Here is a 20,471-nt window from a genome sequence, read left to right as displayed (position 1 = left end):
CTAAGCATCGGCGCGGTGGGCTCTCGGACCGGTCAAGCGTCGGCGATTCCCCGCAAAACCTCCGGATGGGCTTCGGCGACGAGCTCGAACGAGCGGAGCCGGGCCTTGGGGTCTCCGATGTTGCTGGAGATCATCAGTTCGTCCGCGCGCGTCTGCTCGCGAAGCCCGGCGAGGCCGCGCCGCACCGTCTCCTGGTCGCCGATCACGTGCGACTCGGTGATCGACGCGACGAGCCCGGCCTCCTGCGGCGTGTACGGGTACGCGAGCGCCTCCTCCGGGGTGGGCAGCAGCCCTGGTTCGCCCTTGCGCAGCCGCAGCATGGACAGCCCCATCGGGGCCGACAGCCGCTCGGCCTCCTGTGCGGTGTCGGCGCAGACCACGGCGGCGGTCACCATCGCGTAGGGACGGTCGAGGGTCTCCGAGGGACGGAAGGACGAGCGGTAGAGCTCCAGAGCCGCGTCGGTGTTCTGGGCGCTGAAGTGGTGGGCGAACGCGAACGGCAGGCCGAGGACCCCGGCCAGCTGCGCGCTGAAGCCGCTGGAGCCGAGCAGCCAGATCGCAGGTCGCCCGCCCGGGACGACCTTGATCCGCCGGTAGGGGTGATCCTCGGGGAAGGTGCCGTCCATGAACGCCATGAGCTCGGCGAGCTCCTGCGGGAAGTCGTCGGCCGACAGGTCGGTGGTGCGCCGCAGGGCGTGGGCGGTGACCTGGTCGGTGCCCGGCGCCCGCCCGATCCCGAGGTCGATGCGCCCGGGGTGCATGGTCTCGAGCATTCCGAACTGCTCCGCCACCACGAGCGGGGCGTGGTTGGGCAGCATGACGCCGCCGGAGCCGAGCCGCAGGGTGCTCGTCGCCTCGGCGAGGTAGCCGATCAGCACGGCGGGGGACGAGCTCGCGATGCCGGGCATGCTGTGATGCTCGGCGACCCAGTAGCGGTGGTAGCCGAGCGCCTCGGTCGCCCGCGCCAGATCGATGCTGGCGCGCAACGCCGCGCCCGGTGTCGAGTCGCTGCTCACCGGGGCGAGGTCGAGTACGGACATGCGGAAGTCAGCCTGGTCTGCCACGTACCGGATAACCGGTGCCGTCCATGTCCGATTCCCGTGATCTTAAAGTCGGTGTCGGCCGACGCTTCCGAGTGACAGGTGCGCCGTGCCGGAGACGGCCGCCGATGCGGTCGGGAACGCCTAACGCGGCGGTGTGCGGGAGCGGCCGACGTCACGGACGAGATCCAGTGCGAGCACCATGTCGGCATAGGCGAAGGTCTCGAACTTCGACCCCGGCGGGACCTCGGCCGCGGCGAGCCGGCGCAGCGCTTCCAGTGCCTTGGGCGTGTCCAGGTCCGAGTCGAGCGCCTCGATCAGCTCGGCCCGGTAGTCCCCGTGCACCGGCTTGGACGGCTCCTCGGCCCATCCGGCGACGCTCTCGCGGAGCCGCCGCAGTTCCCGGTCGGCCGTCTCGACCTGTCTCGAGTCCAGTTCCAACGGCTCCCGGTAGGGACGTTCGAGCATCGCCAGTCGTACCGACAGCGGATCGAGCCCCCGCTCGGCGAGCTCCGTCAGCGACGGCTCCTCGGAGGTGGGGGCGACGGCCACGAGACGGCCCGGGCCTCGTCCGACGTTCAGATCGGCATCGCCGGGAGCGTCCTGATCGGTCGGGGGGATGTTGAGCGCCGTGAGGTCGCGGCCGTCCGAGGCCGTCAGCAGGATCTGCCGGCGATGCCGTTCCGCCAATCTGCGGATGACGTCCCCCAGGATGCGCGAGCGCAGGTCGCCCCCGCTGACGTGGACCCGCAGGAAGCGGGCCCGAGGGAGATCTTCGACCTGGCCCGTGCGAGCGTCGTACAACCGGAGCATGCCCTCAGCGTAGGACCCGTGCCGGCGACCCGGCGCGGCTGAGCCCGGCCGTGACGTCCGGGACCTACATCGGGTCGAGTGCGGGGGTGGGCGCGCTGCTCGGCCAAGAGGTCTCGGCGTCGGCTCCGCCCGGCTCGGGCAGCGGGCCGCTGCTGTTGGGCTTGCGGATCGCCGCGAACCGCAGCCGTACGTAGTCGGCGACCCAGCCGGACTCGCGGCGCAGTGCGGGTGCGGCCAGCACGTTGATCCGGTCGAGCAGCGGCTCGGCGATCTCGGGTGGCACCTCGGCGAGCGCCTCGGGTGCGAACAGCCGCACCCAGTCGGCGGCACCGTTCGGGCCCTCGCTCATGCGGGTCGGCCGGTCGAAGAACTCCAGGAGCCGGACGGTGAACCCGCCCTCCTCGAGCCGGGTCGCGTACTCCGCGGGGGTCGGGAAGTACCACGGCAGCTCGGGTTCGTCCAGGCCGAACACCCGCCAAGCCGTCTGCATGGCCGTGATCAGCTCGGCGCAGTTGCCCGCGCCGCCCATCTCGGCGATGAACCGGCCGCCGGGGCGCAGCGCCGCGTGGGTCTGTGCGATCACCGCGTCCGGGTCGCGAGTCATCCAGTGCAGGGCGGCGTTCGAGGCCACGGCGTCGTACGGCTCGGCCACCGTGAAGTCGTGCGCGTCGCCGACCGCGAACGACATCGATGGGTGGAGCGACGCTGCCTGAGCGATCATCTCCCGGGAGCCGTCGATGCCGAGGACCTCGGCGCCGCGCGCGTTGATCTCGGCGGAGAAGGTGCCCGTGCCGCAGCCCAGGTCGATGACGCGTTCCCCCGGCTGCGGGTCGAGCAGGTCGATGAGGGGTGCGCCGTGCGCGGAGACATACCCGAAGGCGGAGTCATATGTCGCGACGGCCCAGTTCATATCCGAAAGATATCCGACAATTCATGCTGGTGACCTACAGTTCACATTCGCCACCCGGTGTCATGACGTTTCTCACAGGCCGTCCGCGGTGCGACGACGCCGTGCGGGCCGGACCGGACGGGCGAGTGCCGCGCCCCGCGCAGGGTCGGCCGTGGAGGCGCGGGAGCCTCGACGCCACGTGCCGGTCGCCCGGCCGAGTTCAAGATCGGTATCGGGACACCGGAACCACCGCGCCCCTGGCATCTCGTTCGGATCCGTGCCTCAAGGGTGGTTCCGGACACGTCGCACGCCGCGGAGCGGCATGACATGTTCGCCGGAGACGATGATCTGCTGGCGGACGGCACGCGCCGGCACGGTCGCGTTGCGCATCGCGCGCTGCCTCAAGCCGGTGATCGGCGCGATCAACGGGCCGGCCGTCGGCGCCGGCGTCACGATGACGTTGCCCATGGACGTGCGGCCGGCGTCGGACACCGCTCGGTTCGGCTCCGTCTTCGCCCGCCGGGGGTCGTCACCGAGGCCGCGTCGAGCTGGTTCCTGCCGTGGTTCCTGGAGAAGCGGCCGGCGTCGCCGCCCGAGCCGCTCCGGTCGTCTCGGCGACCGGGGGAGTCAGTGCCGCTGTAATTCGAACATACGATTCGAACCGCTCGAACAGATGAGAAGGCCGGAGGTGTCGGTCCGGCTCTGGGAGTCAAGTCCGATGATTCGTCAAGACGAGAGTAAACGCCTCTGTACACGAGTGGCAGCCGATCGAACAGACTGTCGGATCCACGGCGTAGCTTTCGTGGCATGGCGAACACCGTGATCCTCACCGTGCCGGAGAAACTCCTGGCCATGTACGTCGTCGCAGCGCCCGAGCGGATGCCGTGCGGCCTGACCGAGCGGTCGGGCGGACGCGCCACCACGGCGTTATGCCGGGGTGAGGGCACGCTCGTCGACGTCGCCCCGCGAGTCGATGTGATCGCATCCGGTGAGCCGTGGTTCGCGCACATGGTGGAACTGCTGGGCTGCTCCGACTGTGGCCCGCACCTCGCTCCGGCGGCGCTCGCGAGGCTGTGCTCGGCGGAGCGGCATCTCCTGGTCACGGCGACGCACGGCCCGGCCTGGCCGCCGCTGCACGTCTACACGGCGGCCACGACCGCAGAGGCACTCGCCGTCTCGACCGGCGGAATCCTGCTCGACCCCGAGTCGCCGCTCCTCCGGCGGATCCGGTGGGCGCCGTGCGCGTTGCGCCACCGCGACGGCTTCGGCGTGGCCGACTGGCTGGAGGTCGCCGTTTCGGCCGACGAGACCGACATCCGCCGCGGCATGCGGATGACGACCGGCGGGCTCGCCCGGTTCGGCCTGCCCGAGCTTCTGGCCGACCGCATCCCGCCCGACCTCGCTGGGGGTTGGTGCGATGTGCTCAACGGGCTCGCGCAGACGTTGCTGGAAGCGCACTGGGCCGATCTCGACGCCGAGCCGGGGCGTGCCTTCCGTGAGATCGCCGAGGTGGTCACCGTGACGTCCGAGGACGACCGGTCACGCGGGCCGGCCTGGGGCGGCGGTCGAGATCCGGTTACGCCTCGATCCCGTGGCGCCCGGAGCGGCGTCCTTCCTCACGGTCGTGCCGCCGCGCGCCTTCAGCGGGCCGCCCGGGCACTGGCGCCGCGAGGTCGTCGCCTGCCTGCTCGGCGGCTGACCAGAGGCAGATCCTGAACCGCCCGGGGCCCGCGATGCGGGTGAGCGCGGGGCCGCCGGTTGCGCATCGTGCCGCACAGGGCGTGCGGCCGAGCGATCATCCGGACGGCTCGGTGCGGGGACGGCGGCGGGGTGGTGCCGGGGGGACGACCTTGCCCGCGACGACGATGTTCTCGGGAACCTCTATGAGCTCACCGGTGCGCCTCCGCACCTGCAGGATCCCGTCGGACCATGATTCGAGTATGCCCACCACATCGCTGTACTCTCCGGTGGTCAGCCGACGACGCAGCGAGACCCGCTGACCCACATCGGATGGTGTCACGGTGACGACGAGCCGGGCCGCAAAACGGTAGGACATGTGGCAACCCCCAGGTCGAATCTACCGGTTGGGCACGGCAATATTAGGTACATAGGCTTGCGTTGAGCCGAGACGAGGCCCGAGAGGAGTCATGACGTGACGTACGTCATCGCGCAGCCCTGTGTGGATCTGCTTGACAAGGCATGTATTGAAGAGTGCCCTGTCGACTGCATCTACGAGGGCAAGCGCATGCTCTACATCCACCCCGACGAGTGCGTCGACTGTGGTGCTTGCGAGCCGGTGTGCCCGGTAGAGGCGATCTATTACGAAGACGACACTCCCGAGCAGTGGAAGGACTTCTACAAGGCGAACGTGGAGTTCTTCGACGACCTGGGCTCGCCAGGCGGCGCGTCCAAGGTAGGAAAGATCGATAAGGACCACCCGATCGTTGCCGCGCTTCCTCCGCAGACCACGGAGTAGGCACCGGGTTCCTCTCGGAGCGCGCTCACCTTGGCCGTGATCTTGCAGCCTGCCCTGGGTAGGATCGCAAGGTCACGGCCTTGAGTTATGTGGGGGCGGGCCGTGCGCGGAGCGAGGCGATGAACGGAAGCGATGCGGTCATGAACAGGGCGCTGCCCGATTTTCCGTGGGACCGGCTGGAGCCGTACAAGAAGATCGCGGGCCGGCATCCGGGCGGCATCGTCGACCTGTCGGTCGGCACCCCGGTGGATCCGACGCCCGAGTCGGTGCGCAGGGCGCTGAGCGAGGCGTCCGACGCGCCCGGCTATCCGCTGACGTACGGCACGCCGCGGCTTCGTGCGGCCGCGGCGGGGTGGCTGCGCCGGCGGCTCGGTGTGCACGCCGACCCGGCCGCCGTGCTGCCGGCCATCGGCACCAAGGAGATGGTCGCCTGGCTGCCCACGCTCCTCGGCGCGGGGCCCGGCGACCAGGTGGTCTTCCCCCGGCTGGCCTACCCGACGTACGACGTGGGAGCGCGGCTCGCCGGAGCCGATCCCGTCGCCACCGACGGGCTGCTGTCGCTCGGACCGGTCGCCCCCAAACTCATCTGGCTCAACTCACCGTCGAACCCCACCGGGGCGGTGCTGCCCGCGGAGCATCTGCGCAAGGTCGTCTCATGGGCGCGCGAGCGCGGCGTGCTCGTCGTCAACGACGAGTGCTACATCGAGCTCGGCTGGGACACCGCGCCCGGACGGCAGCCGGTGTCGATCCTGCACCCGGACGTCTGCGGGGGGTCGCACGAGGGGCTGCTCGCCCTGCACTCGCTGTCCAAGCGCTCCAATCTGGCGGGCTACCGCGCGGGCTTCGTCACGGGCGACCCGGACGTGGTCGCGCGGCTGCTGGCCGTGCGCAAGCACGCGGGGATGATGATGCCCGCCCCCGTACAGGCGGCCATGGCCGTCGCGCTCGACGACGACGCGCACGCCGAGGAGCAGCGGGCCCGCTACGCACGGCGCCGGGCGGCGCTCAAGATCGCCTTCGAGCGCCACGGGTTCCGGATCGACCATTCGGAGGCGTCGCTGTACCTCTGGGCGACCCGCGAAGAGCCCTGCTGGGACACCGTCGCGCATCTCGCCGAGCTCGGCATCCTCGTGGCGCCGGGCGACTTCTACGGCACCGACGGCGCCCGCCACGTCCGGGTCGCATTCACCGCCACCGACGATCGCGTGGCCGCCGCCGCTGAGCGGCTCTGACGGCACCGGGCGGCGCCGGGCGTTCTGACCCCGCCCCGGGCGTTCTGACCCGGCCCCCGGCGGCGCTGACGGGGCCGGGTCGGCTCTGACGACACCGGGCGGCTTGAGTGCCCCGGAAGGCCGGTTCGTCTCCGTGGTGGGCCGATGCTGACGTGCGCCCCAACGGACGGAAGTCAAGCGAATCGGTCGAATAACGGCATATCGCGGCCGACAAGTGCCATCGTCTGGTGCCGGCTGGGCTTATAGCGACGGATGTCGATAGGATCCGGCGGAAATCCGGTATCCGGCTCAGTGCTGTTCGTTTCTGCGTGGGGGGCACGCGTAATGGAAGTCTTCATCGCGATCCTGCTCGTGCTGATCCTGGCCGCGCTCATCGTCATCGTCCTCCGCGGCAGGCGCCGCGAGCCGCAGGAGACGCCCCCGGCTCCACGGGACCCGTTCGCCTCGGTGGGAGAGGTCGCCGGCGACCCGCGTGCGCTCAAGGCGGGGGACATGGTCGAGTACCTCGGCGTCCGCTACTTCGTCCGGGGGTCCGTACGACTGCGTGAGGGCGGCTTCACCTGGGATGAGCACCTGCTGGATGCCGACACCACGGCGGGCCACAAGGTGTGGGTCTCGGTCGAGGAGGACCCCGACCTGGAGGTGGTCTGGTGGACCGAGGCAGAGATCGGCGAACTCGTGCCCGACCAACCGACGATCACGTTCGACGGAGTGGAGTACCGGCGCGACGAGCACGGCACCGCCGGATACCGCACCGAGGGGACCACGGGGCTGGGCCAGGACGGCCGGGTCGAGTACGCCGACTACGAGGCGTCCGGTGGCCGCTTCCTCTCCTTCGAGCGGTTCAACGGTGGAGCCTGGGAGGCGGGCACCGGGGAACGGGTGCCTCGGGGCACGATGACCATCTATCCGGGCAGCTGATGCTCACTGATCTCGACGCGGTCTACGTCGACACGCGGGCCGACGCCCTGGGGTTCGCCCTGGGCCTGCCGCCGGTCGACGCCCTCGCCACCCTCACCGTGACCCGCGGGCCGGTGCGGGTGGAGTTGCGCCTGCTCGGAGCCTCGCACCAGGTCGTCGCCGGCCCGATCAGCGAGACGGTCGCGTGCCTGCCCGGCCTCTCGGGGCCGCTGCCGGGCGAGGTGATCCGGACGGTCGGCGACTGGTCGTACGACTTCACCGCCGGCACCCGCGCGTACGACCGGGCCGGCTTCGAGGCGGCGGTGGACGAGGTGGGGCGGCGGCTGACCGGCCGTGCGGACGCGTTGACGGGCACGTTCCCGGGCTCGCCGTACGCCGTGACGGCGATCGCCATGGCCGCGGGTCTCGGCTGGCGCACCTGGCACGCCTACCCGCAGACCATGGAGATCGTCGAGACCCGGACCCGGCTGGAGGCCACGGGATGACCGACCGGAGCACGACACCGCGCACCAGGAGCGGGAAGCGAGAGACGGGAACCCGACAGTGAAGAAGTGGTATATCGCGGGCGGATTGGTGGCCGGCCTGGGAGTCATCGCGCTGGTGGGTGCGCTTGTCTCGGGTGGTTCCTCTCCGCGCGGCTGGATCGCCAAGAACTACACCCGCACGGCGGCGGACACCTTCCGGGCCTCGGGGATGCCGACCAAGGTCGCGTCGGACATCTCTCGTAAGCACCGGCCGGCGGACCGGATCTACGACCCGTCCGGGGTGTTCCTGCGCTATCCCAAGGTGATCGTCGCGGTGCTCCCCGACGGAGTGCAGGGAAGCCGCATCACGGTCGACGACGCCGACCGGGGCTTCCGGCGGTACTACAGCTATGTCGGCGCGCGCTGGGGCGGCCCCGACGGGCGCATCTCGAGCTTCCGCGGTGGCGGGCCGGGAGCGGGCAAGTGAGTGACGCCGGCCGCTCACCAGGGGCGTACCTGGACGTCGCCTCGGATCTCGCCCACCGAACGGCCATCGCGGAACCGCTCGGGGCCGGGACCATCATGATCGTCGGCGGCCCGGCGTGGAGCGCCGGCGCCGTCATGCACAGCCGCCGCGCCACGACGCGGGGCGGGACCGGATACGACAGGAGTGCGCGCTGATGCTCGAAGACCTCATCAACGAAGGAGGCGCCGCCCTGGCGTACGGCGCCGTCGGCGTCGGCCTGATGGCGCTCGGCTTTCTGGTGGTCGACCTGCTGACGCCGGGCAAGCTCGGCCAGCTCATCTGGGCCGAACGCAACCGGGGCGCCGGCCTGGTGCTCGCCGCCAAGCTGCTCGGTGTCGGGGCCATCGTGACGACCGCGATCCTCACCAGCGAGGACACCCTCGGTGAGGGTCTCGTCTCGACGGTCGTCTACGGCGTGCTCGGCATCGTGCTGACCAGCCTGGCGTTCATCGTGCTCGACGCGATCACTCCCGGCCGGCTCGGTGCGATCGTCGTGGAGACCGTGGCGGGCGACGCCGGAGATGAGCGCGACGCGCCGGCCGCGACGTCGCGGGCCACCGCCGGCACCGGGATCCACCCGGCGTGCTGGGTCGTCGCCGCGACCGACCTGGCCACCGCGGCGATCATCGCCGCCGCGATCTCCTGACCTCCTCTCGTTGGATCACGCGATGACCGAATCGGGGGCGACGCACCAGGCCGTCCGGGTCTCGATGCGACCGGCCAGGGCGTTCGTGCTCGCGGCGGTCTTCGTGTGCGCTGCGTGCGGGCTGGTCTACGAACTGGCCCTGGTCGCGCTCGGTAGCTATCTCGTCGGCAACTCGATCACGCAGGCGTCGATCGTGCTGTCGGTGATGGTCTTCGCCATGGGCGTGGGGTCGCTGGCCGCCAAGCCGTTCCAGCAACACGCCGTCGCCGCCTTCGCGCTGGTGGAGGGCGTGCTGGCGTTGCTCGGCGGGTTGTCGGTGCTCGGCCTGTACGCCGCGTTCGCCTGGCTGGACCTCTACACGCCCGCGCTCGTCGTCGTGGCGTTCGTGGTGGGCGGGCTCATCGGTGCCGAGATCCCGCTGCTGATGACGCTCCTTCAGCGCATCAGGCGGCAGGAGGCGGGCAGCGCCGTCGCTGATCTGTTCGCGGCCGACTACGTGGGCGCGCTCGTCGGCGGGCTCGCCTTCCCGTTCCTGCTCCTGCCCGTGTTCGGGCAGATCAAGGGCGCGCTGATCGTCGGGATGGTGAACGCCGTCGCGGGCATCGCCGTCGTGCTGTGGCTGTTCCGCGGCCAGGTGCGCCGTGGTGCCCGGCTGCTCCTGTGGGGCGGCATGGCCGTCGTCATCGCCGTGCTGTCCGGGACGTACGCGCTGGCGGACGGTTTCGAGGTCAACGCGCGTCAGGCGCTCTACCGGGACCCGATCGCGCTGGCCCGCCGCACGCAGTACCAGGAGATCGTCATCACCCGGTCGGTGGCGCTCTCGGGCCGCCCCGACCTGCGCCTGTTCCTCAACGGGGACCTGCAGTTCTCGTCCGTCGACGAGTACCGCTACCACGAGTCGCTGGTCCACCCGGCGCTCGCCGGGTCTCGCGGCCGGGTGCTCATCCTCGGCGGCGGCGACGGCCTGGCGCTGCGTGAGGTGCTGCGCTACCGGGACGTGCGCGCCGTGACGCTGGTCGAGCTCGATCCCGAGATGACCGGCCTGGCCAGGTCGTACGGTGGCCTGGCGGATCTGAACGGCCGCTCGCTCGCAGATCCCCGGGTGCGGGTGGTCAACGAGGACGCCTTCCGCTGGCTGCGAGCGAATCCCGGGCCCTCGGGGGTCCAGGCGGCCGCCGGGAACCAGGCCGCGGCGGCCGGGGCGGCCGCCGGCTTCGACGCGGTGATCGTGGACATGCCTGACCCCGACGACGTGCCGACGGCGAAGCTGTACTCGGTGGAGTTCTACGGGCTGGTCCGCAGGGTGCTCGCACCGGGCGGCCGGATGGTGGTCCAGTCCGGCTCGCCGTTCTTCGCTCCGACGTCGTACTGGTGCATCGAGAAGAGCATCCGGGCGGCGGGATTCGCCACCACCCCGTACCACGTGGACGTCCCGAGCTTCGGCGACTGGGGTTACGTCCTCGCCGTGACCGGGCCGTCGCGGCCGCCGCTGCGGCTCGCGGCCGACGCCCCCTCGCTGCGCTTCCTCGACCAGAGCGTGCTCACGGCCGCCATGGTGTTCGGCCGGGATCTGCGCCATCGCGAGGTCGAGGTGAACACGCTGGTCAAGCCGCGGATCATCGATTACGAGCGCCAGGAGTGGCGCGACCTCTGACCGGGTCGCCCACCACCCGAATCTTGTTCGGTTTCGCGAGAGGTAACTGGTACGTTACCGATGAACCGGTCGTTCGGCCTGAAGGGACCCACGATGCGGCGCGAGATCTTCACTGAGGAGCACGAGGCCTTCCGCGACATGGTGCGGTCCTTCATCGCCAAGGAGGTCACGCCGCACCACGAGCAGTGGGAGAGGGACGGCGTCGTCTCCCGCGACGTGTGGCTCGCCGCGGGCCGCCAGGGGCTGCTGGGCATCGACGTCGACGAGCGGTACGGCGGGGGCGGCAACACCGACTTCCGCTACTACCTGATCCTGGACGAGGAACTGGCCAGGGCCGGGGCGCACGGCCCGGGTTTCGCGGTGCACAACGACATCAACGGCTCCTACCTCATCCGCCTCTGCACCGAGGAGCAGAAGCAGCGCTGGCTGCCCGGCTACTGCTCCGGCGAGATCATCACCGCCATCGCCATGACCGAGCCGTCGGCCGGTTCGGACCTTCAGGGCATCAAGACCACCGCCGTGCGGGACGGCGACGACTACATCCTCAACGGGTCCAAGACCTTCATCTCCAACGGCATCCTGGCCGACCTGGTCATCGTCGTTGCCAAGACCGACCCCTCGGCCGGCGCCAAGGGCGTCAGCCTGCTCATCGTCGAGCGCGGCATGACGGGCTTCGAGCGCGGCCGCAACCTGGACAAGGTCGGCCTGCACGCCCAGGACACCGCCGAGCTGTTCTTCGACGACGTGCGGGTCCCCAGCGCCAACCTCCTCGGCGAGGAGGGCATGGGGTTCATCTACCTGATGCAGAACCTCGCGCGCGAGCGCCTGTCGATCGGCGCCGCCGCGGTGGCCGGGGCGGAGGCCGCCTTCGAGCGGACCCTCGAGTACTGCAAGACCCGTGAGGCGTTCGGCCGGCCGATCGGGAAGTTCCAGCACAACCGGTTCACGCTGGCCGAGATGAAGACCGAACTGACCGTGGCGCGGGCGTTCACCGACAAGTGCGTCCTGGCCGACGCCGCCGGCGAGCTGACCGCCGAAGAGGCCGCGATGCTGAAGTACTGGAACACCGAGCTGCTCAAGACGGTGGTCGACCGGTGCGTTCAGCTGTACGGCGGTTACGGCTACATGACCGAGTACCCGATCGCCAAGGCCTACCAGGACGCCCGGATCCACACCATCTTCGGCGGCACCACCGAGATCATGAAAGAGATCATCGGTCGTAGCCTCGGCGTCTGATCCTCAAATCTTGATGACGGTGGCGTGCCGACCGCACAGGGCCGCGATGTCGTCGGGGTCCGAGGTCAGGATGGTGATGGGGCCGGGGGCCGCCAGCGCTGTGGCCGACAGCATGGCGTCAATGGCGTGCCTGTGGCCATGCCGCCCCGCCTCGGACAGCAGCGCGGCAGCCTGTCGGGCGACGGCCTCGGTGACCGGTTCGACGACGATGTGGGAGAGCGTCCACTCCAGGGCGGGGCGGTTGATGCGAGGGTGGACGACCTCGACGAGCGTCGCGACGCTGGTGATGACCCGCAGGTCGTCGGCCAGGGCGAGGGCGAGCCATCCGGTCACCTCGCGGTCGCGCAGCACCGCCTTGGCCAGACCCTCGCTGTCCAGGACGAGCGTGCCGCCGGGAACGGCACGAGGACGGGTCATGCCGCGCTGGACCCGTGTTGCCGGCGGGCCTCGCGCAAGAGATCGCGCTTGGCCTGGATCTCCTCGTCGCTGATCGGCCCGTGCTCGGCTTCGGCGACACTGATGAGCTCGTTGAGGTCGTCGCGCTCGATCTGGCGGGCGACGGCGGAGGCGATGTAGCCGGAGAAGCCCGACGGGCCGCTGCGAGCACGCGCCGCCTCGGCGATGTCCCGCGGCAGTGTGATCGAGTACTTCTGGGTAGGTTCGCTCATGCGATTTATCCTACCTCGAATGCTACCAGCGGGTCGCGCGCCGTCGCGGTCCTCGGAGCGTAGTTGGTTCAGCGGATGATGACGCGGTCCTTCGGAGCCTTGGGGTCGTCGTGCCAGCCCGAGTGGCCGTCCTCGGCGACCCAGCGCTTGCCGGCGTACCGGACCTCGCTCAGGCCGTACGCCTGGGCATGGGACACGCCCCACGAGGCCACCGACCAGCCCGACCGCGGGCTTTCGATCATCACCGCGTCGCCGGCCAGCTTCAGGCGGCCGAAGGCCCGGCGCAGCTCGCGGATCGCTTCCGGGCGCCGAGGCTTGGTGCGCTTGTCCGGTGAGAACCAGCAGCGCACGGCGGCGGGGCGTCGGCCCGTATAGCCCTGAGCCAGGATCTTGCCCTCATCCTCATGCTGGGCGTAGGCGGTGCCGTCGGCGCTGCGCTGGACGCTCTGTGCGGCGTCGTGGAGGTCCCGGTCGAGATAGTCCTTGACCCTCTTCAGCGAGTCGAAGAACCGGCCCGAGGCGTAGACCGGGTCGCGCAGTTGCTCGACGGCGCCCCACCCCTGGGACGGGCGCTGCTGGAAGAGGCCGACCGAGTCGCGATCGCCGCCGGCGAGATTGCGCAGGCGCGACTCCTGGATGGCGGTGGCGTAGGCGATCACCACGGCCCGCTCCGGAAGGTTCTTGCGGAAGGCCACCGCGGCGATGGTGGCGGAGTTGGCCGCCTGCTCGAGGTCGAGGGGTTCCTTGCCGAGTGCGGTCTGCACCTCGCAGTTGGACCCATGGAGGTACGGGCGGACCCGGTTGAACAGCGCATAGCCGCCCACGCTCAGACCGACTGCCACGGCGAGAGTGATTCCAATAAGGCGCAAACGGCGCGCGTCCCAACGACCCACGAGACGACCGTACCGGGAGTTGGCCGCCGGGCGGATACGCCGTCTGTGCGATCCTCGCCTCCCGATAGGCTCGCGCCATGACCGAAACGTTCACCAGCCCCCTCTCCAGCGACATCGACACGCTGTGGGAGCGGCGGACCGAGCTCACGCCCGATGACGGTGAGGCCCGGGCGGCCATCGTGGCCGCCGTCGACCAGATCGACACCGGTGAGGCCCGCGTGGCCCTCGTCGATCCGGCCTCCGACGAGGTGATCGTCGACGAGCGCGCGAAGCGCGCGATCCTGATGAGCTTCAAGGTCCTCGGCATGGTGCGGTCCCAGGTCGGCGACTTCCAGCACAACGACCGGATCCCGCTCAAGACCCGGCTGGACGGCGTGCGGGTCGTTCCCGGGGCGATCGCCCGCTGGGGGTCCTACCTCGCCCCCGGTGTCGTGCTCATGCCGTCGTTCACCAACATCGGGGCCTATGTGGACAGCGGCACGATGGTGGACACCTGGGCGACGGTCGGCTCCTGCGCGCAGATCGGTAAGAACGTCCACCTGTCCGGCGGCGTCGGCATCGGGGGCGTTCTCGAACCGCCGAACGCCGTGCCCGTCATCGTCGAGGACGACGCGTTCGTCGGCTCGCGGTGCATGGTCGTCGACGGCGCCCGAGTGCGCCGGGGCGCCAAGATCGGCGCCGGAGCCATCCTCACCAACACCACGAGGGTCTTCGACGTCGAGACCGGCGAAGAACTCGCTCGCGGCGAGGCCCCCTCCTGGTCGGTCTGCGTGGGCGGTACCCGTACCAAGAGCTTCCCGGGCGGAGAGTTCGGCATGCCGTGCCTGCTCGTGCTCAAGCGGCTCGAGGAGGGTCAGCAGCACGACAAGCTCGCTCTCAACGACATCCTTCGCGAACACGGCGTGAACGCCTGACGCACCGGGCCCGCGGCCGGCGAGACGGACTCCAGTAGGCTTGGCCGTCATGCGGTTCGATCTTTCTGCCGACGTGGCGACGCTGACCAGAGCGATCGTTGACATCGAGTCGGTGAGCGGCCGCGAGGGGCCGCTCGTCGACGCGGTACAGGAAGCGCTCGTGGCGCTGCCACACCTCACGGTGGAACGGGACGGGAACTCGCTCGTCGCGCGCACCTCGTACGGCCACGGCGAGCGCGTCGTGCTGGCCGGCCACGCCGACACCGTCCCGATCAACGCCAATCTGCCGTCGCGGGTCGAGGGCGACCGGTTGTACGGCTGTGGCACGACGGACATGAAGAGCGGCCTGGCGGTGCTGCTGAGGCTCGCGGCGACGCTACCGGAGGCGAGCCGCGACATCACCTACGTCGTGTACGACTGTGAGGAGATCGAGGCGGAGCGCAACGGGCTCTGCCGGCTCGCCCGTACCCGTCCCGAGCTGCTCCAAGGCGACTTCGCGGTTCTGCTGGAACCCACGTCCGCCCAGGTCGAGGGCGGCTGCCAGGGCACCATGCGGGTGGAGGTGCGGGCCCCGGGGGAACGGGCGCACAGCGCCCGCGCGTGGATGGGCTCCAACGCCATCCACAACGCCGGCGCGATCCTCGACGTGCTGCGCGCATATGAACCCGCCCTCCCCGTCGTGGACGGGCTGGAGTACCACGAGGGTCTCAACGCCGTGTTCGTAAGTGGGGGAGTCGCGGGCAACGTGATCCCGGACGAGTGCGTCGTCACCGTCAACTACCGCTTCGCGCCCGACAAGTCCCTCGACGAGGCCGAGGCACATCTGCGCGATGTCTTCTCGGGCTTCGAGGTCACGGTCACGGACGGGGCGCCGGCCGCCCGTCCCGGGCTCGATCACCCCGCGGCGGACGCCTTCGTCAAGGCCGTCGGCGGGGGAGCGAAGGCCAAGCTCGGCTGGACCGACGTCGCCCGCTTCGCCGAGCTCGGTATTCCGGCCGTCAACTACGGGCCCGGAGAACCGACCCTCGCCCACACCAAGGGCGAGTACGTCGAGATCCCGCGGATATTCGCCTGCGAGGAACGCATGCACACCTGGCTGTCCTGAGCCGGTCGCTCTCCGCTGCGGCGCGTCGGTCTAGGCGGTGCGGACCCCCGAGGGGTGCTTCGCCGGATCTTCCATGAGCGTTCGCTGCGCGTATTCGCTCGCTCCTCGATCCGGCCGCCGCATTCCCTTGCCCGAGGGTTACGGTATGGGGCATGGAATCGGACGTGAACACCGGCACCCGCCGCCAGGGGCCTGCGACATTGCGCGGTCAAGCCGTGCCCAAGACCACGACGGACCAGCGCCTGCTCGACAGCCAGGGCCGGCCGGACTGGCTGCACACCGACCCATGGCGGGTCATGCGCATCCAGTCCGAGTTCGTCGAGGGCTTCGGGCTGCTCGCAGAGCTCGGCCCGGGGGTCAGCGTCTTCGGTTCCGCCCGCACCAAGCCGGGCTCGGACGAGTACGAGCTGGCGGTGGACATCGGCAAGCAGCTCGTCCAGGCCGGCTTCGCGGTGATCACCGGTGGCGGCCCCGGCATCATGGAGGCCGGTAACAAGGGCGCCCTGGAAGGCGGAGGGGTCTCGGTCGGCCTCGGCATCGAGCTGCCCTTCGAGCAGAAGATGAACGACTATGTCGACATCGGCATCGAGTTCCGCTACTTCTTCGTCCGCAAGACGATGTTCGTGAAGTACTCCGAGGCGTTCGTCGTCCTGCCCGGCGGTTTCGGCACGCTCGACGAGCTGTTCGAAGCGATCACGCTCGTTCAGACCAAGAAGATCACTCAGTTCCCCATCGTCCTGGTCGGCACCGAGTTCTGGAGCGGGCTCCTGGACTGGGTCCGCAGCACCCTCCTGCCCAGCGGCAAGATCTCGCCGGCGGACCCGGACCTGCTGCATCTCACGGACGACCCCGCCGAGGTCGTACGGATCATCACGGACGCCCGCGCGCAGCAGATGGAGGCCGAGGAGAACGCGGTGAGGCAGGCCGCGGAGGCCGGTGGGAACGGAAGCTGATGGGCCTGGCCGTATGTGTGTTCTGTTCCTCGAGCAGCCGGATCGATCAGCGCTATCTGGAGCTGGCGACCGAGGTCGGCGCTGAGCTGGCCCGCCGGGGGCACACGCTCGTGAGCGGCGGGGCCACGGTGTCGTGCATGGGCGCGGTGGCCGGTGCCGCCCGGGCCGGTGGCGCCCGTACCGTCGGTGTCATCCCCGAGAACCTGGTTCGCATTGAGATCTCCGACGAGGACAGCGACGAGTTGGTCGTGACCGAGGACATGCGCTCCCGGAAGGCCGAGATGGATCGCCGTTCGGACGCTTTCCTGGTGTTGCCCGGTGGTCTGGGCACGCTGGAGGAACTGTTCGAGATCTGGACGACGCGGGTACTCGGCGTGCACGACCGGCCGCTCGTCATCCTGGATCCGTACGGGCTGTACGAGCCGTTGCGCGGCCTCATGACGCATTTGCTGGAAGAGGGCTTCAATCGACCGACGGTGTTCGACGCGGTCGGCTGGACCGCGTCGATTGACGAGGCTTTCGACCTGCTGGCGAAGTCTCCCGTGTCGATCCAACCGACCGCTGAGGACTACGCCGAATCCGAAACCGGTTGATCGTCATTCGGCGCGATCCCCTTCCGATCGGCGCACGGCGCTCGCTTTCTCGCCGTCCTTGACACTTCATGGTGCTTTGTCATGCGGCGATGTTCCGCACGACGGTAATGGGTAAATTCCGGGTCAATAGTCTTACGTTCAGATGGCCAACCGGTGACGAGTCATGCCGTCGAGCGGCCGAAAAACGAAGCAAAGTCGTACGCCACCGGTTTCGTGGAATCGATGCGGGGCAGGGGATTGCGAACATATGTCGGGTGGGCTCAAATGAAGCTAAGTGGGTGCGTTGAGTAGATACGATACCCATTTTCAGGGTCCTCGAAAGAGACCCTGTTCTGCAACACTCCGATGCTCGACCTGTGCGGGCTCGAAATTCCTGAGGAGGTAGTTTCCATGGGAATTCGCAAGCGCATGGCAGTCTTCACTTCCGGCCTCGTATTCGCCGGAGCGACTGCGCTGATGATGGATCCGGCCGTGGCCACGGCCTCGGCGAACTCTGAAGCCGAGATCGCTGTATCCCATAACCACGCTGCGGGATGGCGGATACAGCCCCCACCCAACCCTCGTGACCGACAGGCGCAGAGACAGCGCCAATCGCAACTACAGCGGCAGACGCAGCGGCAGACGCAGCGGCAGACGCAGCGGCAGACGCAGCGGCAGGCTCAGCGGCAGGCTCAGCGGCAGTTCCAGCGGCAGCAGCAGGCGCAAGAGCAGTCGCAGCGGCAGATGCAGCGTCAGCAGCAGGCGCAGACTCAGCGGCAGGCTCAGCAGCAGTTCCAGCGTCAGCAGCAGGCGCAGACTCAGCGGCAGGCTCAGCAGCAGTTCCAGCGTCAGCAGCAGGCGCAGACTCAGCGGCAGGCGCAGGCGCAGGCTCAGCAGCAGTTCCAGCGTCAGCAGCAGGCCCAGCGTCAGGAGCAGAGCCAGCGTCAGCAGCAGGCGCAAGAGCAGTCGCAGCGTCAGCAGCAGGAGCAGGCCCAGGAACAGTCGCAGCGTCAGCAGCAGGAGCAGGCCCAGCAGCAAGGCCAGGGAGAGGAAGAGATGCCCATGGGAGAGGAAGAGATGCCCATGGGAGACGAAGAGATGCCCATAATCGACTGATCTGGTCGACAACGGCATGATCTTGTGCCAGGAGATCGCCGGGCATCGGGGCCTCGCGCCAGGTGGCGTGGGGCCCCATGCCCATGCGCGAGTGCCACGCGGCTCGCCTGCCGAGGTGGGTCAGACCAGGCCGCGGCGGGACACGCTGGGCGGGCGGCTTCCCTTGATCGAAGCGATCATGTCCAGTGACTCCCTCGTCGCCGCCGCGTCGCGGGCCGGTACGCGGAAGATCCGGGCGCCCATCCAGGCGTACACCGTCACGGCCGCCAGCGCCGCGGCGTCAGTGTCCGAGGTCGCCGGGGCGGCCGGCACCCGCGTCGAGGGAGATCCCACACCCGATGCGCTCGCGGGCGTGACGAGGACCGGGTGACCGCTTCGCACGTGCTCCTCGGCGTCCGAGACCGACCGCGCCTCGACGATCAACCCGTCCGGACGTACGCCCTGCGAGATGGCGTGTTCCGGCTCGGAGGACACCAGGCCGGAGCCGGTGGCGGCGGCGACTGTGGTCAGGTGGTCACCGACGAGCAGCGCGGCACCGGCCTCCACGCAGGCGTGCGCGATGGGTGTCGGTGCCGCCACGGCGATCACCAGATCGGGGTGCTCGGTGCGGACCCGTGTGACGAGTTCCGGGTCTGGCGCGACCTCGGCGAGCTGGGCGGCCCGGGGCATCGCGTCGGCGTCGACATCAGCGACATAGATTATGAAATCGCTGATACTGAACGCATGGGACCCAAGCCGCAACTCCATGCCTCCGATCGTGGCACGATCGTCGCGCCGAGGGCGCGAGGCCGAGCCGGCAGGCGTCACCAGAGCGTGAGTTAGGAGTCTGATCGTGGTTCTCGCCATCGCACTGGCGGGCATGGCCGTACTGGGCGCGGTGATCATCCTTGCCATGGGCATGGGCGGTGAGCTGGCCGAGACCCATCCCGATCACCCGCCGCTCGCGCTGCCGGGCAACGATCGGCTCACCGGGCCCGACGCGGCGCTGCTGCGCCTTCCCATGGGCGTGTGGGGCTACCACGCCAATATCACCAACGAGGCGTTGGATCGGCTCGCCATCGCGGTCACGCAGCGCGACACCCGGATCGCCGTGCTCGAACAGCAGCTCGCGGAACTGCGCCGGCGGCTCGGGGACGAGAGGGAGGAGCCGATCCGGTGGAACCTCACGCGAGAGCCGCAGAGTTCGTCGAGTGCCACCGCCGAGTTGCCCGCGTGGTCGCCTCCCGAGATCCGGCCGGCGGGTACGGATCATGAGTCGTACGGCACTTACTCGCCCTACGACCAACAGCTCGACCAGCCGGTGACCCCGGAGCTCGACCCGCCGGTCACCTCGAAGGACGACACCGCGGCGGACGAGCCGGGGCGCGACCGTTGAGCCGGGTCCTCGCACGCGTCAGTGAGGGGGTGGCGGCCTCGGCCGAGCGGACCTTCGAGGTGCTGACGGACTGGGACCGGCACGGTGAGTGGATGCCGTTCACGACCGCACGCGGGGGGCATGAGGTCGGTGCCACCCTGGAGGGCAGGACGGGCGCCGGCCCGATCGGCTTCCTCGACACGATGATCATTACGGAGTGGCGGGACGGGCGGCGGGTGGCGGTGCGTCACACCGGCCGGCTCGTCCGCGGTGAGGCGTGGTTCGAGACGACGCCGCTGCCGGAAGGCGGTTGCGTGGTCGTGTGGGCGGAGCACCTGGATCTCCCACTCGGGCCTCTCGGCCGGGTCGGCTGGGTCGTGATCGGCCCGATCGCCCGCGCCTTCATGCGGCTCGGGCTGCGGCGCCTCGGGAGACTGGCCGCATGAACGCGGTGACCGGTGCCGACGGGCTGTCGCGCTGCCCATGGGGGATCTCCACACCCGACTACGTGGCCTACCACGACGAGGAGTGGGGCCGCCCGATCCGCGACGATCAGGGTGTCTACGAGCGGCTGTGCCTTGAGGCGTTCCAGTCCGGGCTGTCCTGGTTGACGATCCTGCGCAAGCGGGAGGCGTTCCGGTCCGCGTTCGCGGGGTTCGATCCGGAGAAGGTGGCCGGCTTCGGGGCCGACGACGTCGACCGGTTGATGTCCGACGCGGCGATCGTCCGTAACCGCGCCAAGATAACGGCGGCGATCGCCAACGCGCGGGCGGCGCTGGAGCTGCCCGAGGGGCTGGCCGCGGTGGCCTGGCGGTATGCCGATCCAGCGGCCCCGGTGCCGCGGACCTCCGCTGACGTGCCCGCGTCCACACCCGGTTCGAAGGCGCTGGCCAAGGAGCTGAAGAAGCGCGGGTTCCGGTTCGTCGGCCCGACGACCGCCTATGCCCTCATGCAGGCGTGCGGTCTGGTGGACGACCATCTCGAGAGCTGCTTCCGCCG

Annotated in this window: 26 protein-coding genes and 1 pseudogene; 18 read left to right on the top strand and 9 right to left on the bottom strand. The window is 69.8% G+C overall.

Features of this window, described 5'->3' with window-relative positions; all coding sequences use genetic code 11:
• Positions 1-32 precede the first annotated feature (32 nt).
• From HKK74_RS16160 to HKK74_RS16150, 3 genes are all read right to left on the bottom strand, one after another.
• A complete protein-coding gene (locus tag HKK74_RS16160; protein WP_312881526.1) occupies positions 33-1,064 on the bottom strand; it encodes an LLM class flavin-dependent oxidoreductase in 1,032 nt (343 codons plus the stop codon).
• Between the two features lie 120 nt (positions 1,065-1,184).
• A complete protein-coding gene (locus tag HKK74_RS16155; protein WP_187244047.1) occupies positions 1,185-1,853 on the bottom strand; it encodes a cysteine--tRNA ligase in 669 nt (222 codons plus the stop codon).
• Positions 1,854-1,917: 64 nt separating this feature from the next.
• Complete coding sequence (locus tag HKK74_RS16150) at positions 1,918-2,763, bottom strand: class I SAM-dependent methyltransferase (protein WP_187244046.1); 846 nt, start codon at positions 2,761-2,763, stop codon at positions 1,918-1,920.
• 349 nt (positions 2,764-3,112) lie between these two features.
• Here HKK74_RS16150 and HKK74_RS16145 point away from each other — a divergent pair.
• A pseudogene (locus tag HKK74_RS16145) lies at positions 3,113-3,303 on the top strand (enoyl-CoA hydratase-related protein); the annotation flags it as partial.
• 246 nt (positions 3,304-3,549) lie between these two features.
• Entirely contained in the window at positions 3,550-4,458 is a 909-nt protein-coding gene (locus HKK74_RS16140; protein ID WP_187244045.1) for a hypothetical protein, read from the top strand.
• Positions 4,459-4,537: 79 nt separating this feature from the next.
• Here HKK74_RS16140 and HKK74_RS16135 read toward each other — a convergent pair whose 3' ends face one another.
• Positions 4,538-4,798, bottom strand: a complete 261-nt coding sequence (locus HKK74_RS16135; protein ID WP_187244044.1) for a putative acetyltransferase — start codon at positions 4,796-4,798, stop codon at positions 4,538-4,540.
• 96 nt (positions 4,799-4,894) lie between these two features.
• Here HKK74_RS16135 and fdxA point away from each other — a divergent pair, with 96 nt between their 5' ends.
• From fdxA to HKK74_RS16090, 9 genes are all read left to right on the top strand, one after another.
• Positions 4,895-5,218 carry a ferredoxin gene (fdxA, locus tag HKK74_RS16130; RefSeq protein ID WP_187244043.1) on the top strand — a complete coding sequence of 108 codons (324 nt, stop codon included), beginning with the start codon at positions 4,895-4,897 and terminating at the stop codon, positions 5,216-5,218.
• A gap of 119 nt (positions 5,219-5,337) precedes the next feature.
• Complete coding sequence (gene dapC, locus HKK74_RS16125; protein WP_222722350.1) at positions 5,338-6,450, top strand: succinyldiaminopimelate transaminase; 1,113 nt, start codon at positions 5,338-5,340, stop codon at positions 6,448-6,450.
• A gap of 324 nt (positions 6,451-6,774) precedes the next feature.
• Positions 6,775-7,371 carry a DUF4178 domain-containing protein gene (locus tag HKK74_RS16120; RefSeq protein ID WP_187244042.1) on the top strand — a complete coding sequence of 199 codons (597 nt, stop codon included), beginning with the start codon at positions 6,775-6,777 and terminating at the stop codon, positions 7,369-7,371.
• Complete coding sequence (locus HKK74_RS16115) at positions 7,371-7,856, top strand: DUF2617 family protein (protein ID WP_187244041.1); 486 nt, start codon at positions 7,371-7,373, stop codon at positions 7,854-7,856. Before HKK74_RS16120 ends, HKK74_RS16115 begins: the two co-directional genes overlap by 1 nt.
• Positions 7,857-7,914: 58 nt before the next feature.
• Positions 7,915-8,322, top strand: a complete 408-nt coding sequence (locus HKK74_RS16110; RefSeq protein WP_187244040.1) for a DUF4247 domain-containing protein — start codon at positions 7,915-7,917, stop codon at positions 8,320-8,322.
• On the top strand, positions 8,319-8,516 hold the full coding sequence (locus HKK74_RS16105; protein ID WP_187244039.1) for a hypothetical protein: 198 nt from the start codon (positions 8,319-8,321) through the stop codon (positions 8,514-8,516). Before HKK74_RS16110 ends, HKK74_RS16105 begins: the two co-directional genes overlap by 4 nt.
• Positions 8,516-9,007, top strand: coding sequence for a DUF350 domain-containing protein (locus tag HKK74_RS16100; RefSeq protein ID WP_187244038.1), 492 nt, complete (start codon positions 8,516-8,518; stop codon positions 9,005-9,007). The genes HKK74_RS16105 and HKK74_RS16100 overlap by 1 nt, the downstream gene beginning before the upstream one ends.
• A gap of 22 nt (positions 9,008-9,029) precedes the next feature.
• Entirely contained in the window at positions 9,030-10,661 is a 1,632-nt protein-coding gene (locus HKK74_RS16095; RefSeq protein WP_187244037.1) for a polyamine aminopropyltransferase, read from the top strand.
• A 93-nt stretch (positions 10,662-10,754) separates the two neighbouring features.
• Entirely contained in the window at positions 10,755-11,897 is a 1,143-nt protein-coding gene (locus HKK74_RS16090) for an acyl-CoA dehydrogenase family protein (RefSeq protein ID WP_187244036.1), read from the top strand.
• A 3-nt stretch (positions 11,898-11,900) separates the two neighbouring features.
• Here HKK74_RS16090 and HKK74_RS16085 read toward each other — a convergent pair whose 3' ends face one another.
• The 3 genes from HKK74_RS16085 to HKK74_RS16075 form a co-directional block, all read right to left on the bottom strand.
• Positions 11,901-12,314: a type II toxin-antitoxin system VapC family toxin gene (locus HKK74_RS16085; protein ID WP_187244035.1), complete on the bottom strand. Its 414-nt coding sequence runs from the start codon at positions 12,312-12,314 to the stop codon at positions 11,901-11,903.
• Complete coding sequence (locus HKK74_RS16080) at positions 12,311-12,565, bottom strand: CopG family transcriptional regulator (protein WP_187244034.1); 255 nt, start codon at positions 12,563-12,565, stop codon at positions 12,311-12,313. Before HKK74_RS16080 ends, HKK74_RS16085 begins: the two co-directional genes overlap by 4 nt.
• A 68-nt stretch (positions 12,566-12,633) precedes the next feature.
• Positions 12,634-13,407 carry a hypothetical protein gene (locus HKK74_RS16075; protein ID WP_312881525.1) on the bottom strand — a complete coding sequence of 258 codons (774 nt, stop codon included), beginning with the start codon at positions 13,405-13,407 and terminating at the stop codon, positions 12,634-12,636.
• Positions 13,408-13,535: 128 nt separating this feature from the next.
• Between HKK74_RS16075 and HKK74_RS16070 the strand changes: the two genes are divergently transcribed.
• The 4 genes from HKK74_RS16070 to HKK74_RS16055 all read left to right on the top strand — a co-directional run bounded on the left by HKK74_RS16070 (position 13,536) and on the right by HKK74_RS16055 (position 17,023).
• Positions 13,536-14,372 carry a 2,3,4,5-tetrahydropyridine-2,6-dicarboxylate N-succinyltransferase gene (locus HKK74_RS16070; protein ID WP_187244033.1) on the top strand — a complete coding sequence of 279 codons (837 nt, stop codon included), beginning with the start codon at positions 13,536-13,538 and terminating at the stop codon, positions 14,370-14,372.
• A 49-nt stretch (positions 14,373-14,421) separates the two neighbouring features.
• A complete protein-coding gene (gene dapE / locus HKK74_RS16065; protein WP_187244032.1) occupies positions 14,422-15,477 on the top strand; it encodes a succinyl-diaminopimelate desuccinylase in 1,056 nt (351 codons plus the stop codon).
• 152 nt (positions 15,478-15,629) lie between these two features.
• Entirely contained in the window at positions 15,630-16,430 is an 801-nt protein-coding gene (locus HKK74_RS16060; protein WP_187244031.1) for an LOG family protein, read from the top strand.
• Positions 16,430-17,023, top strand: coding sequence for an LOG family protein (locus tag HKK74_RS16055; protein WP_187244030.1), 594 nt, complete (start codon positions 16,430-16,432; stop codon positions 17,021-17,023). Before HKK74_RS16060 ends, HKK74_RS16055 begins: the two co-directional genes overlap by 1 nt.
• 597 nt (positions 17,024-17,620) lie before the next feature.
• Here HKK74_RS16055 and HKK74_RS16050 read toward each other — a convergent pair.
• Both HKK74_RS16050 and HKK74_RS16045 read right to left on the bottom strand, forming a co-directional pair.
• Positions 17,621-18,136, bottom strand: a complete 516-nt coding sequence (locus tag HKK74_RS16050; RefSeq protein WP_187244029.1) for a hypothetical protein — start codon at positions 18,134-18,136, stop codon at positions 17,621-17,623.
• A 102-nt stretch (positions 18,137-18,238) separates the two neighbouring features.
• Positions 18,239-18,865, bottom strand: coding sequence for a hypothetical protein (locus tag HKK74_RS16045; RefSeq protein ID WP_187244028.1), 627 nt, complete (start codon positions 18,863-18,865; stop codon positions 18,239-18,241).
• Between the two features lie 85 nt (positions 18,866-18,950).
• On the opposite strand from HKK74_RS16045, the gene HKK74_RS16040 reads away from it, so the two are divergent.
• From HKK74_RS16040 to HKK74_RS16030, 3 genes are all read left to right on the top strand, one after another.
• Entirely contained in the window at positions 18,951-19,493 is a 543-nt protein-coding gene (locus HKK74_RS16040) for a hypothetical protein (RefSeq protein WP_187244027.1), read from the top strand.
• Positions 19,490-19,918: an SRPBCC family protein gene (locus HKK74_RS16035; protein WP_222722349.1), complete on the top strand. Its 429-nt coding sequence runs from the start codon at positions 19,490-19,492 to the stop codon at positions 19,916-19,918. The genes HKK74_RS16040 and HKK74_RS16035 overlap by 4 nt, the downstream gene beginning before the upstream one ends.
• Positions 19,915-20,471 (top strand): DNA-3-methyladenine glycosylase I (locus tag HKK74_RS16030; protein WP_187244026.1); only part of this gene is annotated, 557 nt, incomplete at its 3' end. The genes HKK74_RS16035 and HKK74_RS16030, both read left to right, overlap by 4 nt.

The organism is Actinomadura alba, from assembly GCF_014323705.1.
Lineage (GTDB): Bacteria > Actinomycetota > Actinomycetes > Streptosporangiales > Streptosporangiaceae > Actinomadura_C > Actinomadura_C alba.
Note: the sequence above shows the minus strand (reverse complement) of the source record. Positions and strands in the feature narration are given on the sequence as shown.

Bases quoted from the DNA above. Each gene is read 5' to 3' on its own strand.
- HKK74_RS16135 (WP_187244044.1), bottom strand. From the start codon at position 4,798: ATGTCCTACCGTTTTGCGGCCCGGCTCGTCGTCACCGTGACACCATCC.
- HKK74_RS16100 (WP_187244038.1), top strand. From the start codon at position 8,516: ATGCTCGAAGACCTCATCAACGAAGGAGGCGCCGCCCTGGCGTACGGC.
- HKK74_RS16055 (WP_187244030.1), top strand. From the start codon at position 16,430: ATGGGCCTGGCCGTATGTGTGTTCTGTTCCTCGAGCAGCCGGATCGAT.
- dapC (WP_222722350.1), top strand. From the start codon at position 5,338: ATGAACGGAAGCGATGCGGTCATGAACAGGGCGCTGCCCGATTTTCCG.
- HKK74_RS16060 (WP_187244031.1), top strand. From the start codon at position 15,630: ATGGAATCGGACGTGAACACCGGCACCCGCCGCCAGGGGCCTGCGACA.
- HKK74_RS16085 (WP_187244035.1), bottom strand. From the start codon at position 12,314: ATGACCCGTCCTCGTGCCGTTCCCGGCGGCACGCTCGTCCTGGACAGC.
- HKK74_RS16115 (WP_187244041.1), top strand. From the start codon at position 7,371: ATGCTCACTGATCTCGACGCGGTCTACGTCGACACGCGGGCCGACGCC.
- dapE (WP_187244032.1), top strand. From the start codon at position 14,422: ATGCGGTTCGATCTTTCTGCCGACGTGGCGACGCTGACCAGAGCGATC.
- HKK74_RS16080 (WP_187244034.1), bottom strand. From the start codon at position 12,565: ATGAGCGAACCTACCCAGAAGTACTCGATCACACTGCCGCGGGACATC.
- HKK74_RS16045 (WP_187244028.1), bottom strand. From the start codon at position 18,865: ATGGAGTTGCGGCTTGGGTCCCATGCGTTCAGTATCAGCGATTTCATA.
- HKK74_RS16140 (WP_187244045.1), top strand. From the start codon at position 3,550: ATGGCGAACACCGTGATCCTCACCGTGCCGGAGAAACTCCTGGCCATG.
- HKK74_RS16150 (WP_187244046.1), bottom strand. From the start codon at position 2,763: ATGAACTGGGCCGTCGCGACATATGACTCCGCCTTCGGGTATGTCTCC.
- HKK74_RS16155 (WP_187244047.1), bottom strand. From the start codon at position 1,853: ATGCTCCGGTTGTACGACGCTCGCACGGGCCAGGTCGAAGATCTCCCT.
- HKK74_RS16050 (WP_187244029.1), bottom strand. From the start codon at position 18,136: ATGCCGTTGTCGACCAGATCAGTCGATTATGGGCATCTCTTCGTCTCC.
- HKK74_RS16120 (WP_187244042.1), top strand. From the start codon at position 6,775: ATGGAAGTCTTCATCGCGATCCTGCTCGTGCTGATCCTGGCCGCGCTC.
- HKK74_RS16090 (WP_187244036.1), top strand. From the start codon at position 10,755: ATGCGGCGCGAGATCTTCACTGAGGAGCACGAGGCCTTCCGCGACATG.
- HKK74_RS16070 (WP_187244033.1), top strand. From the start codon at position 13,536: ATGACCGAAACGTTCACCAGCCCCCTCTCCAGCGACATCGACACGCTG.
- HKK74_RS16095 (WP_187244037.1), top strand. From the start codon at position 9,030: ATGACCGAATCGGGGGCGACGCACCAGGCCGTCCGGGTCTCGATGCGA.